General features: G+C 65.2%; 18 protein-coding genes and 1 tRNA gene. 11 read left to right on the plus strand and 8 right to left on the minus strand.

The annotated features are described in order from the left end of the window. Positions 1-2: 2 nt before the first annotated feature. The 3 genes from QNO08_RS16085 to QNO08_RS16095 form a co-directional block, all read right to left on the minus strand. Complete coding sequence (locus tag QNO08_RS16085; RefSeq protein WP_229966281.1) at positions 3-881, minus strand: ABC transporter permease; 879 nt, start codon at positions 879-881, stop codon at positions 3-5. Then, entirely contained in the window at positions 878-1813 is a 936-nt protein-coding gene (locus QNO08_RS16090) for an ABC transporter ATP-binding protein (protein WP_229966282.1), read from the minus strand. The genes QNO08_RS16085 and QNO08_RS16090 overlap by 4 nt, the downstream gene beginning before the upstream one ends. Positions 1814-1876: 63 nt before the next feature. Then, a complete protein-coding gene (locus QNO08_RS16095) occupies positions 1877-2422 on the minus strand; it encodes a GNAT family N-acetyltransferase (RefSeq protein WP_229966283.1) in 546 nt (181 codons plus the stop codon). 80 nt (positions 2423-2502) lie between these two features. Here QNO08_RS16095 and QNO08_RS16100 point away from each other — a divergent pair, with 80 nt between their 5' ends. Then, positions 2503-3183 carry a DUF6308 family protein gene (locus tag QNO08_RS16100; RefSeq protein ID WP_229966284.1) on the plus strand — a complete coding sequence of 227 codons (681 nt, stop codon included), beginning with the start codon at positions 2503-2505 and terminating at the stop codon, positions 3181-3183. Between the two features lie 89 nt (positions 3184-3272). Beyond that, positions 3273-3671 (plus strand): hypothetical protein, encoded by a 399-nt coding sequence (locus tag QNO08_RS16105; RefSeq protein ID WP_229966285.1) that lies wholly within the window; start codon positions 3273-3275, stop codon positions 3669-3671. An 8-nt stretch (positions 3672-3679) separates the two neighbouring features. Here the strand turns inward: QNO08_RS16105 and QNO08_RS16110 are convergent, their stop codons facing one another. From QNO08_RS16110 to QNO08_RS16120, 3 genes are all read right to left on the minus strand, one after another. Continuing rightward, entirely contained in the window at positions 3680-4825 is a 1146-nt protein-coding gene (locus tag QNO08_RS16110; protein WP_229966286.1) for a glycerol dehydrogenase, read from the minus strand. A 124-nt stretch (positions 4826-4949) separates the two neighbouring features. Then, positions 4950-6599, minus strand: coding sequence for an ABC transporter permease (locus tag QNO08_RS16115; RefSeq protein ID WP_229966287.1), 1650 nt, complete (start codon positions 6597-6599; stop codon positions 4950-4952). After that, positions 6596-7537 (minus strand): ABC transporter ATP-binding protein, encoded by a 942-nt coding sequence (locus QNO08_RS16120; protein WP_229966288.1) that lies wholly within the window; start codon positions 7535-7537, stop codon positions 6596-6598. The genes QNO08_RS16115 and QNO08_RS16120 overlap by 4 nt, the downstream gene beginning before the upstream one ends. A 207-nt stretch (positions 7538-7744) precedes the next feature. Here QNO08_RS16120 and QNO08_RS16125 point away from each other — a divergent pair, with 207 nt between their 5' ends. The 7 genes from QNO08_RS16125 to QNO08_RS16155 all read left to right on the plus strand — a co-directional run bounded on the left by QNO08_RS16125 (position 7745) and on the right by QNO08_RS16155 (position 13776). Beyond that, complete coding sequence (locus tag QNO08_RS16125) at positions 7745-8362, plus strand: DUF2867 domain-containing protein (RefSeq protein ID WP_229966289.1); 618 nt, start codon at positions 7745-7747, stop codon at positions 8360-8362. Next, entirely contained in the window at positions 8349-8972 is a 624-nt protein-coding gene (locus QNO08_RS16130; protein ID WP_229966290.1) for a TetR/AcrR family transcriptional regulator, read from the plus strand. The genes QNO08_RS16125 and QNO08_RS16130 overlap by 14 nt, the downstream gene beginning before the upstream one ends. Positions 8973-9022: 50 nt before the next feature. Continuing rightward, positions 9023-9454 carry a LexA family protein gene (locus tag QNO08_RS16135; protein ID WP_229966291.1) on the plus strand — a complete coding sequence of 144 codons (432 nt, stop codon included), beginning with the start codon at positions 9023-9025 and terminating at the stop codon, positions 9452-9454. Between the two features lie 33 nt (positions 9455-9487). Next, complete coding sequence (locus tag QNO08_RS16140; RefSeq protein WP_229966292.1) at positions 9488-10774, plus strand: Y-family DNA polymerase; 1287 nt, start codon at positions 9488-9490, stop codon at positions 10772-10774. 309 nt (positions 10775-11083) lie between these two features. Next, on the plus strand, positions 11084-11992 hold the full coding sequence (locus QNO08_RS16145) for an ABC transporter substrate-binding protein (protein WP_229966293.1): 909 nt from the start codon (positions 11084-11086) through the stop codon (positions 11990-11992). Positions 11993-12109: 117 nt separating this feature from the next. Continuing rightward, the gene (locus QNO08_RS16150) at positions 12110-13012 is read left to right on the plus strand and encodes an amino acid ABC transporter permease (protein WP_284015823.1); all 903 of its coding nucleotides are present in this window, start codon (positions 12110-12112) and stop codon (positions 13010-13012) included. After that, positions 13009-13776: an amino acid ABC transporter ATP-binding protein gene (locus QNO08_RS16155; RefSeq protein ID WP_269439194.1), complete on the plus strand. Its 768-nt coding sequence runs from the start codon at positions 13009-13011 to the stop codon at positions 13774-13776. The genes QNO08_RS16150 and QNO08_RS16155 overlap by 4 nt, the downstream gene beginning before the upstream one ends. Positions 13777-13847: 71 nt before the next feature. On the opposite strand, the gene QNO08_RS16160 is transcribed toward QNO08_RS16155, so the two are convergent. Beyond that, positions 13848-13920: transfer RNA gene (locus QNO08_RS16160), tRNA-Ala, on the minus strand. Positions 13921-14149: 229 nt separating this feature from the next. On the opposite strand from QNO08_RS16160, the gene QNO08_RS16165 reads away from it, so the two are divergent. Continuing rightward, on the plus strand, positions 14150-14566 hold the full coding sequence (locus tag QNO08_RS16165; protein WP_229966295.1) for a four-helix bundle copper-binding protein: 417 nt from the start codon (positions 14150-14152) through the stop codon (positions 14564-14566). A 27-nt stretch (positions 14567-14593) separates the two neighbouring features. Here the strand turns inward: QNO08_RS16165 and QNO08_RS16170 are convergent, their stop codons facing one another. Further along, a complete protein-coding gene (locus tag QNO08_RS16170; protein ID WP_229966296.1) occupies positions 14594-15109 on the minus strand; it encodes a mycothiol transferase in 516 nt (171 codons plus the stop codon). Between the two features lie 182 nt (positions 15110-15291). Here QNO08_RS16170 and QNO08_RS16175 point away from each other — a divergent pair, with 182 nt between their 5' ends. Then, the gene (locus QNO08_RS16175; protein ID WP_229966297.1) at positions 15292-15516 is read left to right on the plus strand and encodes a hypothetical protein; all 225 of its coding nucleotides are present in this window, start codon (positions 15292-15294) and stop codon (positions 15514-15516) included. The last annotated feature ends 65 nt before the right edge of the window (positions 15517-15581 follow it).

Genomic DNA, 15581 nt, shown 5'->3' on the forward strand with positions numbered 1-15581 from the left:
GCTCAGGCGATCCGGCTGCGGATCCGCAGGGATGCCAAGACGGTGAACACAACGGTCATGACGGCGAGGATGAGCACCACGTAGGTGTTGGTGACGGCCCAGTCCCCCACCGAGGCGGTGATGCCGTAGATTTCCTGCAGCTCGGTCACGGCTTCCTGCTGCCCGCCGGCCATGGCGTTGAGGGATTCGGCCGTCATCTCCTGGCGGATGGGCACCGATCCCTGCATGAAGGGCAGCGCGTTGATCACCGTCTGCACCCCGTTGGGCATCGCGCCGACGGGAATGTAAGCGCCGGCCACGAAGCCGAGGACCGTACCAGCAATCGTGGACAGCGCCGAGTAGGCCCCGGGGGTGCGGACAAAGGACACCGCCAGTGCGCTCAGCGATGCGAACGCCACACAGCTGAGCGCCACGAAGCCATAAATCGTGGCGATCTGTCCGGCGTCGAAGCTGACGCCGTCCACCAGATACAGGTAGGCCAGGCTGATGATGAGCACTGTGGTGGTCATGAGCAGCGCAATGACGCCGGCGGAGAGCAGGTAGCCAATGATCAGTTTGTCGCGGCGGATCGGCGAGACGAGGAAATCGCGGAACCGGCCCGACGCCGAGTCCTCCACAAACACGTTCATCGCACCCAGACCGGAGGTGATGGAGGTGATGCCGACGATGCCCGCGAACATCCAGCTGTCCACGAATCCCTTGACCTCCCCTTCCGTGGCCCCGGGAAAGGACTGCTGCAGGTCCTCCACCTGCCCGTTGCCCAAGAACAGGGCGTAGAGCAGGAACAGGATCAGAGCCGAAAGCAGGGAGAAGAACACGCCCAGCCGGTCACGGAAGAACAGCCGCAGGTTCCGGCTCATCAGGGTGAGTACGACGCTCATGTATTTACTCCTTTGCGTCCGGTCAGCGCCAGGAAGACGTCGTCCATGGTGCCGTGCCGGAATTCAAAGTCCAGGACGTCGTCGCCGTGCCGGTCCAGGATCCGCCGGGCGGTGGCGGCGTCATCGACCTCCAGCTGCACCACGCCGCCGTCGTCCTCCTCGCGGATGCGGGCGCCTTCTGCCGCTGCCAGCGCCAGCAGCGCCGGGCGGTTGTCCGTGGTGATGCTCAGGACCGAGCTGCTGTGCAGGGCGCGCAGCTGGGCCGGAGTGCCGTCGGCGATGATCCGGCCGCGGTCGATGATGCACACCCGGTCCGCTTCCTCGGTTTCCTCCATATAGTGCGTGGTGAGGAAGACGGTGAGCCCGTGCCGGTCCCGCAGTTCGCGGATGGTGGACCAGACGAGGGCCCGGCTGGCCGGATCCAGTCCGGCGGTGGGTTCGTCCAGGAACAGGATCGACGGCGAATGCAGCAGCGCGCGGGCAATGTCCACGCGGCGGCGCTGCCCGCCGGAATAGGTGCCGTAGCGGCGGTCCACGAAGTCCTCGAGGTCGATGAGCGCGCTCAGCTCCGCGATCCGGGCGTCATTGGCGGCGTTGTCCGCGGAGTAGAAGCGGGCCCGGGAGCGCAGGTTCTCCCGCCCGGTGAGCAGGGGGTCCAGCACGGAGTCCTGAAAAACGACGCCGATGTCTTTTCGAACCTCCCCACCGTCGGTGCGGACGTCATGCCCGCTCACCGACACTTCTCCCGCGTTGAACGGATTCACTGTCGTCAGGCAGGAAATGGTGGTGGACTTGCCGGCTCCGTTGGTGCCCAGGAAGGCAAACACGCTGCCGGCCTGCACCTCGAAGGAAAGGTCGTCGACGGCCGTGGTGGCGCCGTATTTCTTTGTCAGTCCACGGACCGAGATGGCCGTTTCCGTACTCGCAGTCAAAATTCCCCCGAAATTCTCGGCCGGCGGCCGGTTATTTGTTCAGAGTCTACGGAGAAGTCCGGTTCAGGCCGGGAGGTCATGCCATTCGAACCCTGTGGTGTCCTTGCTTTCCCAATCCTGGCGCAGAATCGCATAGGCCACCGATGCAACGCGGGGACCCTCAGCGGTGGGCCAGCCGAGACGGTAGTGCGCTTCCTTGAGGAAACCTGCACGGAGGAAGGTCTTGCGCATGGCGATGTTGTCCTCCCGCGTCTGGCCCTCAAACCGCACCGGTTCCGGAAACTGCTCAAACACCTTGGTGCACAGCGCGGCAAGCACCTTTGGCCCCAGGCCTTTGCCGCGGAACGCCTCGGCCAGGCGTAAATCAAACATGGGGGTGTCCTCGTCGAGGTCGTCCAGGACGACCAGCCCAATCCGCGCGCCGTCGTCGTCGATCCAGTAGCCGTGGGATTCCCCTGACCAGAAACGCCCGCTGGCCACGGCCTCACGGGCTGATTCCTCCGAATGCTCGGGCAGCACATGGAACGGAAACCGGTTGGTGGTCAGGAACCGAACCAGCTCGTCGGTGTCCCGTTTGGAATTCGCCATGGGACTGAAGGTAATGGGCATGGTGGGACTCTATAGAACGACAGTAGGGTGTGGAAGCAGCACCTGTTTTTAGGACTTTCCAACCCATCGACGGGGGAACCATGAAACGCGTTATTTCGACGGGCGAAATCACCGTTGATACGGCAGCGCAGAATCTGCGGGATTTCTTCACCGAAATTATGCCGCGCACCGGTTTGGTCCGCAGTAGTTCCCGGTTTGATTCCTGGGCCGGCGGCGGTGATGCCCCCGAAACGGTGAACCGGATTACCGCCGACGACCTAGTGGCTGCCTCCTTTCGGTCGGTGAAGATTCCACCGCGGACAGCCATAGCCGTTTTGGAGACCCGGGCGGAGGAGATCTCCGATCTCCTGGCGCAGATCCCAGCGGATGTGGACCTTCCCTACGCGGACCCGCAGCGGGATCTGGGTGCCGAGAGTGCCGCCCGGCAGCTGTGGAACCTGCTCCGCGGAAAGCACGACGACGCGGGCTGGGGCGTGGGACCGAGCACCACCAGCAAGATCATGGCTCGGAAACGGCCGCGGCTGATCCCGGTTTATGATTCCATCATCCGCCGGGTGACCGCGCTGCCCGGGCCCAAGGACCAGTGGCTCTACTGGCACACGTCCTATGCTGACGGTGTGCTGACCGAACGGTTGGCTGAAATTCGGGCCAAGTCCGGTATCACCGAACCTATTTCGGAACTGCGGCAACTGGATATCGTGCTCTGGATGCACGGCAAGCGGCAGGGTTTCGAACCGCAGGGCGAGGACCTCGAAAGCTGAACTCCGGCATAATCCAGCCAGCCCCGAGCGTCTCCAAGCGTCGTATCCGTCGCACCTCTCGTATATCTGTCGCATCTAAGGAAAAACCCATGAACACCAAATCCGGCACTGGTCCAGCACCCGAACGCGTCCAGCCGGACCCACCGGCCGACCCGCCCACACCGGAACGGGCAGCAGACAGCTCTTGGCTGGGGACGCCGTCGGGCATTGTGGCACTGGTCGCCCTGGTGCTCTCGGTCTTCCTGCCGCCCCTGTTTTTCCCGCTGGCGGGCCTGGCCTTCGTGCTGGCGGTCGTTGCCCTGGTCCGGCGCCGGCCGCGCCCGCGCAGCGCCCTGGTGGTAACGATCATCAGCGGGGTGCTGCTGCTGGTGGTCTTGGCGATCGGGATCCTGGTATCGGGAATGATTCTCCAGATGGAAGATTCCGGGGGATCCGGCGAGCCGGGGGCTCCTGCAGCCCCTGCGTCGGCGCCTGCGGAGCAGCCCTAGCTGCCGGTTCAGTCCGCCTTGTACGGCACTGGTTCGGGTAGCCCTGCTTCGCGGCGGACCCGCCGGGAAAACCGCTCGATGGATTTCAGGGCGGCCACCACATCGGCGGGTCCGACATCGAATGGCATGGACTTCATGGTCTCCCCCGGCACCGTGGACGCCTCCGCCACCAGATCGAGTTCGCGGGCGTCCTCGACTGACAGCCCCACTTCGGTCAGCGTGTTCGGCAAACCGACCCGCGTGGTGAATTCCACAAAATCTCGGACTTCCGCGGTCGGTGCACCCTCAAGCACCAGCTGGGTCAGCGAGCCGATGTTCACCTTCTGCCCGTGCGCCAACCCGTGCGTTTGCGGTGCTGCGGTCAGCCCGTTGTGAATGGCGTGCGCCGCCGCCAATCCGCCGGATTCGAAGCCGAGGCCGGAAAGCAGCGTATTGGCCTCAATAACCTTCTCCAGCGCCGGAGTCACCACATGGTCCCGCGCGGCATCAAGTGCCGGGAGTGCGAACTCCCAAAGAACGTCCCAACTCAGCCGGGCCAGCGCTGTGCCGGTCTGGGTGGGCAGGCCCCCGGCCATGGTCAGCGAGTTGGAGGCAGCGGTGGCGCGCGCTTCGAGCCAGGTCGCCAGCGCGTCTCCTACGCCGTAGGCCAGGAACGACGCCGGTGCATTGGCGACAATCTGCGAGTCCACCAGCACCAGGTCCGGGTTCCGCGAAAAGAATCGATACTCCTCAAAGGCTCCATCGGCGGTGTAGATGACGGCGAGGGCCGACGTCGGCGCATCAGTGGAAGCCACGGTGGGCACCGACGCCCAGCGGATGCCTGCCGCATCTCCGGCTGCCTTGCACGCGTCGATGGTGCTGCCGCCACCGACTCCCACCACCACGTCGGCGCCAGCAGCCCGAATGGCGCCGGTTAACCTGTCGATCTCGGCAGCGGTGGGGGTTCCGTTAAAAACTTCGCGGGTCAGCGGCAGCTCATGGGTCTGCAGCGAGGTGGTGACATCGTGGCCCACGAAACCCCAGACGACGTCGTCCGCCACCATGAGCGGAGTCTTGCCGATCTGTGCCAGGAACTCGCCCAGGCGGTGAATAGCGCCGGCACCCTGCACATAACGACCGGGACTGATTACGGTACGAATTGGTGTCTGCTTCATCAGGAACTCCTGGTCCGCGTGGAGGACGGCGGGTCAACCGCCGCCTTCAGCGTAGGGGGCTGCCCCACTCCACGGCTAGGGTGGCGCCGTCTTCCTCCGGAGCAGCCCTACGCCGCTCCGGACATCAAGAAGCCCCGACATCCCGGCGGCGGAACCCGACCAGACCGGCGACCGCCAAAACGGCGGCGAACAGACCCATCAGGACCAGCGGTTCAGCCACCAATTCAGCACTCGGAACCAGCGGGACGTGGGCAAGCGGTGAAAGGTCGGTGGCCCAATCGGGGAGGCCGAGCAGCGAACCCAGATACAGCACGACGGCGGCCCACACCACCGGCGCCCAGGCCAGGGGCAAGATTTTGGGGGCCAGGCCATACAGCGCGACGGCGATGGCTGCGGCCAGCGCGACGGCCGGCAAATAGGCGAGCGCAGCGAGCGTGAGCTTGCCGGCCCAGCCGGCGTCGCCGGTTCCCGCCCAGACGCCCATTCCGGTGCCGAACCCGCCCACCGCGGTGAGCAGGATCGTCTGCACGGCCACCACACCCAGCCAGCGGATGAGCAGCCCCGGCCGTGAGCTGCCGGTGACCAGCAGCTGCTCGACGCGGCCCGCATCTTCCTCGCCGCGCAGCCGCAGGACGCCGGAAACGCTGAAGATCAGCGGCGCGACCATGAGAAAGGAGAGGAGGGCGGAGGCGAAGCTGGTGGTCACGTCCGCCAGATCGACGGCGATCAGGTTCCCCAGCTCCGGAACATCGGCGAATGCGTCCTCCAGCGAGTTGGCCAGGGCACCAGACGCGGCTGCGAAGAGGAAGACGCCAGCTGCCCAGGCCGCAAAGGAACCGCGCAGCAGCCGGCTCGCAAGGCCCGCCGGCGAGAGCAGTGTGCGGGGGGCGGCCGCGGGCCCGGGGTGCGGCTGGCGAAGCCCGGCCCCCAGATCCCGCCGCTGGGCCAGATACACGGCCAGGGCCAGAAGCAGCACGGTCGCCACGGCGGCCAGCGCCAGCGGTTCCCAGCGCAGGTCCACATAGAAGCGGGCCTGCTGGGCCCACGCAAGCGGGGAGAACCAGGACAGCCACGAGCCCTGGTTGTTGATTACGTCGCCGATGCCGCGGATCAGGAAGGCGGCCGCCAGGACGGCCATCGCGGTTCCGGTTGCGCTGCGGGCGTGTTCCGTCAGCTGGGCGGACACCGCCGCCACGCCGGCGAAGACCAGGCCGGTGAGTGCCGTCCCGACGCCGAGGGCCACCGAACTGGCCATTTCCAGGCCCGACCCCGCAAGGGCAGCTATTGTTGCGGCACCGACAGCCGCATTGGCGACGGCAACCGTGAGCACCGCTGCGGCAGCCGGCGCGAACCGGCCCACGGGCAGCGCGCGCAGCATCTCCATCCGCCCGGATTCCTCCTCGGCGCGGGTGTGCCGGACCACCAGGAGGATGCTCATGATCGCCGCGGCCAGGAAAAGATACAGCGAGAGCTCGTTGGCGACCATGGCACCGAACGTGTAGTTCTCCAGCCCAAAAGCCGGCCCGGTCATCATGACCGCCGCGGGGTTGGCCATCAGGCCCGCCCGCGCCTGCAGCGCTTCCGGCGTGTTGTAGGTGACTTCGAAGCTGGCCATGGACCCGGCCACCGCGAGTCCGACCGCCAGGGTCCAGACCAGGATGCGGATCCGGTCCAGACGCAGGTTCAGCCGCAGCAGCCCGCCGGTGGCGGCCCACGGGGCTGAGGATCGCCGCTCGACGGCGGCGGGGCGGGAAACCGCGGCTGCGGTGCTCATCGGACTGCCTCTTCCGTGGCTGTCTCGCCGTAGTGGCGCAGGAACAACTCTTCCAGCGACGGCGGGGTAATGGTCAGGTTCTCGACGCCTGCGTCGGCGAGCAGCAGCAGGATGTCGTTGACGCGGGCGTTGTCGACGTCGAACCGCAGGTAACCGTCGTCAACGCTGAGGTTGTGCACTCCGGCGGCGGCGGAGAGGGCGGCGGGATCCGCCGTCGTCGTCGCGGTCACCGCGGAACGGGTCAGGTGGCGCAGCTGCCCCATGGTGCCCGTTTCGACGTCGCGTCCGGCGCGGATGATGGTCACTGTGTCGCACAGCTTCTCCACCTCGCCGAGGATGTGGCTGGAGAGCAGCACCGTGCGGCCGTCCTCCCGCAGGCTGCGGACCTCATCGGTGAACACCGCTTCCATCAGCGGATCCAGTCCGGAGGTGGGTTCGTCGAGGAGGTAGAGGTCGGCGTCGGAGGCGAGCGCAGCCACCAGGGCAACCTTTTGCCGGTTGCCCTTGGAATAGGTCCGCGCCTTCTTGGTGGGATCCAGTTCGAAGCGCTCGAGCAGTTCGGTGCGGCGTCGGGAACCCCGGCTACGCCGGGCGCCCTGCTCGCTGCCGTTGCGGCCGCTGTGCAGGCGGGTGAAGATGTCGATCGCTTCACCGCCGGTCAGGTTCGGCCAGAGGCTGGTATCCCCCGGAACATACGCGATGCGCCGGTGGATGGCGACGGCGTCAGCCCAGGGATCGAGTCCCAGGACTCGGGCGGTTCCGGCGTCCGCGCGCAGGACGCCGAGGAGGACGCGGATGGCTGTGGACTTTCCGGCGCCGTTTGGCCCGAGGAAGCCGGCCACCTGCCCGGGCTCGACGGCGAGCGAGAAGCCGTCCAGGGCGCGGGTTGAGCCGAAGGTCTTGACCAGATTGGCGGTTTCGATGGCGAGCTGGGTCATGAGGAACTCCGGTGCGATGAGGCGTTGCTGGGAGTGCTGTTGACTGGGCAGGCCGGCTGCCCGGAAGGCGGTTGACGGTCCTCAAGACGAAGACCATGGGCACCTGAAGCGAATCGATGTACCATATGGTACATCGATTCCTTGTGATGCACATCTCATTTTTTCCTCCATCTTCTCTCCCGATTTCCTCCGCAAGGAGACCTGACCATGGCACACCCATCCACGGAACATCCACCGGCAGACGGCCCCTGGCGAATCCATGAGGTCGCTCCTGATTTCCGCCTTTACGGAGTCTGGGACCTGCCCACCCCCGGCGGCGCCGGGGACTTCCCCAAACTGGTCCATCTGTTCGCCGCCGGAGATACCGCCGACAACCCCTCCCGCATCGCCCGCCTGCTTTTCCCCATTCGATGGAAGCTGGGCGCACTGTTCGGCTGGGACGGCGCCGGGGCCGGGATCGGCAGCCGGGTCCAGTCATTGCGCGAGCGGCTGCCATCCGATCTGCGCGAAGCCCCGCCCGGTCCGGCCTTTCCCACCCTCCCGTTCTCTCCGGTTTTCCTCCTGGAGCGAGAAGCTGCTGCCGAAATGGCCAACCGCACGGTGCACGGGGTGCTGCACCTGAGGTGGGTGCCTGACGAGGCCGGCGGCTACCACGGCCAAATGGCCGTACTGGTGAAGCCCAACGGCCTCCTGGGCCGAATGTACATGGCGGGGATTACTCCCTTCCGGCACCTGCTCGTCTATCCACCCCTGCTGCGCGGCATCGGAGAGGACTGGCGCCGCGCTGCGGCGCAGAGCAGCGCGGATCCGCATGGCCGGGCGTGAGGCCGGCTCCGGCCGGGAGCAGTTGCTGCAGGCCGCGTTGGCGTATTTTGCGGCGAATGGAGTGCACAACCAGAGCCTGCGCAGCCTCGCCGCAAACATTGGCACCAGCCATCGCATGCTCAACTATCACTTCGGCTCCCGCGAAGGGCTGCTGACCGAGGTGGTGGCAGCCGTCGAGCGCCGGCAACGGGAGGCGTACGCCAGCCTTTTCCGCGTCGACTCGGACCCTGCCGCCTCCCCGCGCGAGATGACCGCACTTTTTTGGAACCGCATGGTTGATGAAACATTGACCTACGGCCCGCTGGTATTCGAGCTTGCATCCCATGCCATGCAGGGCGAGCCGCATGCCCGCATTCTGAGGCAAACCCTGGTGGCCCCCTGGCTTGACGCCATGGAAGACAGTTTGGTTCGCGTGGGCTACGACCCCGGTACCGCCCGCATGCAGGCCCGGCTGGCCCTTGCCGTGGTCAACGGCCTGCTGTTTGACCTGCTGCTGACAGGCGACCGGGCCGGCGCGAGTGAGGCCCACGGCCACTTCCTGGACCTCATCGGCCTCGGCGACCGGACCTGGCCAGGCAGTGACGGCGCCGGCGGGGCGGTGCTAACCTGAGAGCACTCGAAAGTGTGTTCTAGAAAAGTCGATTCTTGGGAGGATGCGGCATGGCGGTTTTTTCCTCGAACCCTTCCCCGCGCTCCGGAGGCAACGACGCGGCTCCGGCCAACCGTTCATCAACGCTTCCCGCCGGGTTCGCCTCCCCCGCGCAGGACTATTACGACGCCGGCATCGACCTGAACCGGCATCTGATCCGCGATGCCACCTCCACGTTCATCATGCGGGTCTCCGGCGATGCCATGGACGGGGCCGGCATCAGCGACGGAGACGAGATCATCGTGGACCGGTCGCTGACGCCCAAGGACGGGTCCGTCGTCGTCGCCGTCCTGAACGGTGAATTGACCATCCGACGCCTGCTGCTCACCGGGCAGGGGATCTACCTGCACGCCGACAGCCCGGGATCGACTGACATCCGCGTACCCGATCCGGCCGAGCTGTCTGTCTGGGGCGTGGTGACCCGGTGCCTGCACCACGTCTGACCCCTCCCGCCTCCAGCAACCGGGAAGCCGCCCGTGGCTGAGCAGCAGCGTTTCGCCCTGGTGGACGTGAACAGTTTTTACGTCTCCTGCGAGCGCGTGTTCGATCCGAAGCTGGCCGGCATTCCCGTGGTGGTGCTCTCCAACAACGACGGCTGCGTGGTGGCGCGCTCCGATGAGGCCAAGGCGCTGGGCATCAAGACCGGGGATCCGTGGTTCAAGCTCGCCGAATCCGCCCCGAAGCTGGGCCTGGTGCAGCGCTCGAGCAACTATGAGCTGTACGGAGACCTGAGTTCGCGGGTGATGCAGCTGCTGGCCCGCTTTTCCTCGGAACAGGAAATCTACTCCATCGACGAGTGTTTCCTGCACCTCCACGGAACCGACGAGCAGCTGCGCAGCCGCGGCGCCGACATCCGCGCCGCGGCCGCGCGGAACATTGGCCTGCCGGTCTGCGTGGGAATCGGCGCCACCAAGACGCTGGCCAAATTCGCCAACCGGATTGCCAAACAGAATCCGCATCTGGGCGGAGTCTGCAACCTCGACACCCTGGGCCCCTCCGTCGTCGACACCATCATGTCCCGGGTGCCGGTGACCGGACTGTGGGGCGTGGGGTCGCGCAACGGTGCGCGGCTGAATGCACTGGGGATTCACACGGTCGCTGACCTGCGCGACGCCGATCCCGCCGTGATCCGCGCAAAGTTCTCGGTCGTGCTGCAGCGGACCGTGCTGGAACTGAACGGCACCGCGTGCATCCCGATGGAAACGGAATCCGCCGACAAGCAGCAGGTGCTCTTTTCCCGCAGCTTCGCGACGCCGGTGACCACCCGCGAATCGATGCGCCAGGTCATGAGCCTCTACGCCCAGAAGGCAGCCATCCGGCTGGCGAAGGAGGGCCAGCTCGCCACCGTAATGACGGTGTTTGCCGCGACATCCCGGTTCAACACGACGGCGGCATCCGCACCCTCGGTGACGGTGCGGCTGGAGCGGCCCACCGCGGATCCGCTGGTCCTCACCCGGGCGGCCATCACGGCGATGGACTCCCATGTGGTGGAGGGAGCACCGTATGCCAAGGCCGGCATCATGCTCACCGGCCTGTCCCCCGCCGGGGCGGAACCCGTTTTCGACCTGTTTGCCGCCGGCCCCGAACAGCCCGACATCGGTCCGCTGCTGGCCCAGGTCGCCGACAAGTACGGCGCGGCCAGCATCGGGCTGGGGCTGGCCGGCCTGGCCTCGGCCAAACCGGACTGGACCATGGCCCGGAAGTTCGCCTCGCCGCGCTTCACGACGGAATGGTCCGATCTGCCGGTGGTGAAGGCCGTTTAGGCGCGGGAGCTGCATGCGCCGGACCGAGGACGAATAGTTCCGGAACGGCGGAGCTTTTGCCGGCCGGGCAGCCGGCCAACACGCTGAGAACCGGGACGGCCCCGCCGTACTTGCAGGGAATCATGCCGCGTTGGCGGCGAACCAAAAATTTATGTGGATTCCGCATTCGACGCGGCAGTGACATCTTAAAAGTGGGCTAGAGTCGCTTTTCTAAGGATCGGGATCAATTCCAGACCTGTCACATAGCCCAAAATAGCCCGATCGCGCACGTCATGAATTATTCAGTCCAATTCAAATTGAGGACCAATTATGCGTGCCAAATACGCACTAACCGCACTCGCCGCAGGCTTGCTGCTGACCGGATGCGTCGACAACAGCGCCGCCGAAGCGCCTGCCGTGACCACGAGCGGCTCGGACGGCGGAGCAGAGACGATTACCGTCGAGAAGAATGAAGAACTGGCAGCAAAACTGCCGGCGAAGATCAGGGAGGCCGGGGTACTTAACGTCGGCATGGCAAACAACTACCCGCCAAATGAGTTCAAGGACCCGAATGGAGACCCGGCCGGCTGGTCGGTGGATCTCACCAATGCCCTGGGCCAGTCCCTTGGCCTGACGGTGAATTTCGACATTGGCACATTCGACAACATCATTCCCTCCGTGAATGCCGGCAAGGATGACATGGGCATGTCCTCCTTCACGGACACTGTTGAGCGTGAAAAGCAGGCCGATTTCATTAACTACTACTCGGCCGGCATTCAGTGGGCCTCCCCCCAGGGCAAGGACGTCGACCCCAATAACTCGTGCGGTCTCAAAGTTGCGGTTCAGACAACCACATACGAAGACACGCATGAGGTTCCCGCCAAGTCCAAGGCCTGCACGGACGCCGGGAAGCCAGCCATTGAGATTTTCCGGTACGACACCCAGGACCAGGCAACGAACGCCCTGGTCATCGGCCAGGTCGACGCCATGAGCGCTGACTCTCCAGTGACGCTGTACGCCATTTCGAAGAGCGACGGCAAGCTGCAGACCGCCGGCGATCCTTCCGAGGTCGCGCCTTACGGCATTCCGATGGCAAAGGGCTCCGAACTGACCCCTGTGCTCCAGGAGGCATTGCAGGCCCTCATCGATGACGGGACGTACAACGAGGTCCTGTCCAAGTGGGGCGTTGAAAGCGGCGGGGTCGAGACCGCCGCCCTTAACGTCGCCGCGAAAGGCTAGCTGATGGGGTCCCCCGGCGAAGGAACGGGCAGGCAGGCGTCCACGGACTCCCAAGAACTGGACGGTGCGCCGATCCGGGCCATTCCGCTGCGCCACCCGTGGCGGAACCTGGCCGCGGTGGCACTTGTCATCGCGCTCGGCGTGTTCATCATCGATGCAGCTCAACGTGAGGAGTACGGCTGGTCCGAGGTCGGCAAATACCTCTTCGACAAACGCATCAGCGAGGCAGCCCTGGCCACCCTGCAACTTACCGTTTACTCGATGGCGGCAGCCATTCTGCTGGGCCTGGTGCTGGCAATCATGCGCCTTTCCCCAAACCCCGTGGTCAGGAATATTGCCTGGCTCTATCTGTGGATCTTCCGCGGCACGCCTGTTTATGTGCAGCTCGTGTTTTGGGGAATTGTCGCCCTGATCTATCCGGTGTTCACCATCGGCATTCCCTTCATGGATCCTTGGGTCACCTTTGACAACGGAGTCTTCACTAACCTGTTCGTGACGGCTGTTATCGGGCTGGCGCTGAACGAAGCGGCGTACATGTCCGAGATTGTGCGCGCAGGTCTGCTCTCGGTGGATGAAGGCCAGGAGGAAGCGTCAACCGCCCTGGCATTGTCCTGGGGGCAAACAATGCGCTTTGTCGTGATTCCTCAAGCGATGAAGGTCATCATCCCGCCCACGGGCAACGAAGTCATCTCGATGCTGAAGACCACCTCCCTTGTCGCGGCGATCCCACTCAGTGTTGACCTCTACGGGGTGTCGCGGGGCATTTCCGCGGTGACCTTCACTCCAGTCCCGCTGCTCATCGTCGCTTCAATCTGGTATCTCCTGTTCACCTCGGTGCTGATGGTGGGGCAGCACTTTATTGAGAAGCGTTACTCCCGCGGGAGCGGACGCCGTGCAGAAAAAACAGCGGACCGGGGATCCTCCCCCACTCATCCTCAGGTTCCGGAAGGCCCGGCTGACGCCAGGGCTGCCGCTATCCTCGAAACGCCCACCGGCAAGGGAACAGGAGGCAAGGGATGACCGGCACCCCAATGGTCCACGCCGATCGCGTGTCCAAGAGCTACGGCACCAACACCGTGTTGCGCAGCATGAGCCTTACCGTGAACACGGGAGAGGTCCTGTGCATTGTGGGGCCCAGCGGCTCCGGGAAATCCACCTTCCTGCGCTGCATCAACCACCTTGAACGGGTTGACGCAGGCCGGCTCACCGTAGAAGGAACACTCGTCGGGTACCGACAGAAAGGCGACAAGCTCTACGAGCTTCGACCTGCGGAAGCCTCGTTCCAACGCCGGGAAATCGGCATGGTCTTCCAGCGTTTCAACCTTTTCCCGCATCTCACGGCCGTTGAGAATGTTGCTTTGGCACCCATGCGCGTGAAGCGCAGGTCCCGGGCCGATGCAACAAACCAGGCCATGGAATTGCTGACCCGCGTCGGACTTGGCGACAAGGCCGACTATTATCCGGCGCATCTCTCGGGCGGCCAGCAGCAACGCGTGGCCATCGCCAGGGCACTCGCCATGGAACCCAAACTCATGTTGTTCGATGAGCCGACCAGCGCCCTCGATCCAGAACTCGTCGGAGAAGTCCTGGATGTCATGAAGGAGCTCGCATCGACCGGGATGACCATGATCGTTGTGACGCATGAGATGGGATTTGCGCGTGAGGTCGCGGATTCATTGGTCTTCATGGACGGCGGCGTCGTCATTGAGTCCGGAGATCCGAAACAGGTCCTGACAGCACCTCGACACGAACGGACCAAGGCGTTTCTTTCGAAGGTTCTGTAAGTCGCCGGACACCGCACATGCGAAAAGGCTGCCCCGCATCATGCGGGGCAGCCTTTTCGACTTTGCGTCTGTGGAGCTTAGGGGAATCGAACCCCTGACCTTTTCATTGCGAACGAAACGCTCTACCAACTGAGCTAAAGCCCCAGCCCGGCACGAGACCGGACGGCTCCGAAGAGCTAACCCCGATTCTAGACCCGGGCACAGGCTCCGGCGCAAATCGGCCGGCAGCAAACATGCACTGATCGACGCCGATCCGCGCCCGACCTCTGCCTCCGGTCTCGCGGCGCGGCTATCCTGAACGCCCGGGCCGGCATTGAGCCCAACTGCATCTCCCCGACCGTGCCGTTAGGCGAAGCGAAAAAGGAGCAGCACCATGTCCCTCATCGAAGATGTGCTCAGTGAACGGCCCGACGGCGCGGGAACAGATCTGCTGGCCGTCTCCACCTGCGTCATCGCCTGCTTCGACTGCGTGCAGGTCTGTACCGCCTGCGCCGATGCCTGCCTCAGCGAAGACATGCTCGGCGACATGGTCGAATGCATCCGCAAGGACCTGAACTGCGCCGATATCTGCGCAGCCACCGGGACCGTGGTGGCCCGCACCGGAACCCGGTATTCGGGCTACGACGGCAGCACCACGGCACTGCTGCGTGCCTGCGCAGCCGCCTGCCGCCAATGCGCCGAAGAGTGTGCCCAGCATGCCGCCGAACACGGGCACTGCCGGATTTGCGCCGAAACCTGCCGCCGCTGCGCCGCCATGTGCGAGGAACTGCTGGCCGTGATGGCCCGGTAAACCGCCGGAACGACGACGGCGGCCCGGTTACGCGCGGGAAGCCAGAATCATGCCGCGCAGATAGGCGGCCTGGCCCACGTGTTCCAGCCCGTCCCCCAGGATGCTGACCAGCCGCACGCCCAGAGTGACCGGCGGATCCCAGGCCGTGTCCACCACGGAGTCCAGATCCCCGCCGGTCACGCCGGAGACGAAGGCTGCGGTGCGGGAGTGCACCGCCTCGTAGTACGCGAGCAGCACGTCGGCCGACGGCACCTGAACGGCAGCCACCTGGTCGGAATCATGCCCGTACCCGGTGTCGTCCACCGCCAGAGGCAGCCCGACCCGGCCGTACCAGTCCTCCGCCGTCCACGCCTGTTCGTGCCCCGCCAGCGGAGCGACCTGCGCGTCCTCGCTCCGGGCCAGATGCCAGACCAGCCAGGAGATGGAGTTGCCTGCCGGATACGGCCGGTGGTTCAGCGCTGCGGCATCCAGCCCGTGCACCGCCCGGCGCACGGCCTGGGGCAGACGCCCGAAGGCGTCGATGAGAAGGTCGCTCTGTTCCATGTCCGTACTCCAAGGTTTGCATTCGGCAAGGTTCGCATTCGGCGCCTGCTGCGGAAGGATAGGCCGCCATCCTTTCATTCACCGGTCCGCCGGGAAAGGGCAGAAGGACGGACCCGTTGCCGCCCCAAGAAAAACCGGCGGCAAGCGGTTCCATCTGCTCCCGGCCGACCTAAAATTGCGAGATGAGTTGGACTGACGAGCGTCCTCCCTGGCTTCCGCCGCTGCCCTCGCCGCACCGCGGGCGGATGCGGATCGTCGTGGGCATGGTCCTGGTCGTCGCCTGCATGATGGGCATCCTCGTCGTCGCTTTCCTGGGCGAAACGCTGAGCCTGTACACGTGGTGGCCGCTGGCCATCGGCCTGGCCTTTCTGATGTCCGGCCTGTTGAGCCGCCGCCGCATGCCGTGACAGCACCGCCTCCCCTCCTTTCGCGGCGACAGTGCCGGCAACCCGGACCAGGCATCCCGCGCAAC

This window comes from Arthrobacter sp. zg-Y820 (genome assembly GCF_030142155.1).
Taxonomy (GTDB): domain Bacteria; phylum Actinomycetota; class Actinomycetes; order Actinomycetales; family Micrococcaceae; genus Arthrobacter_B.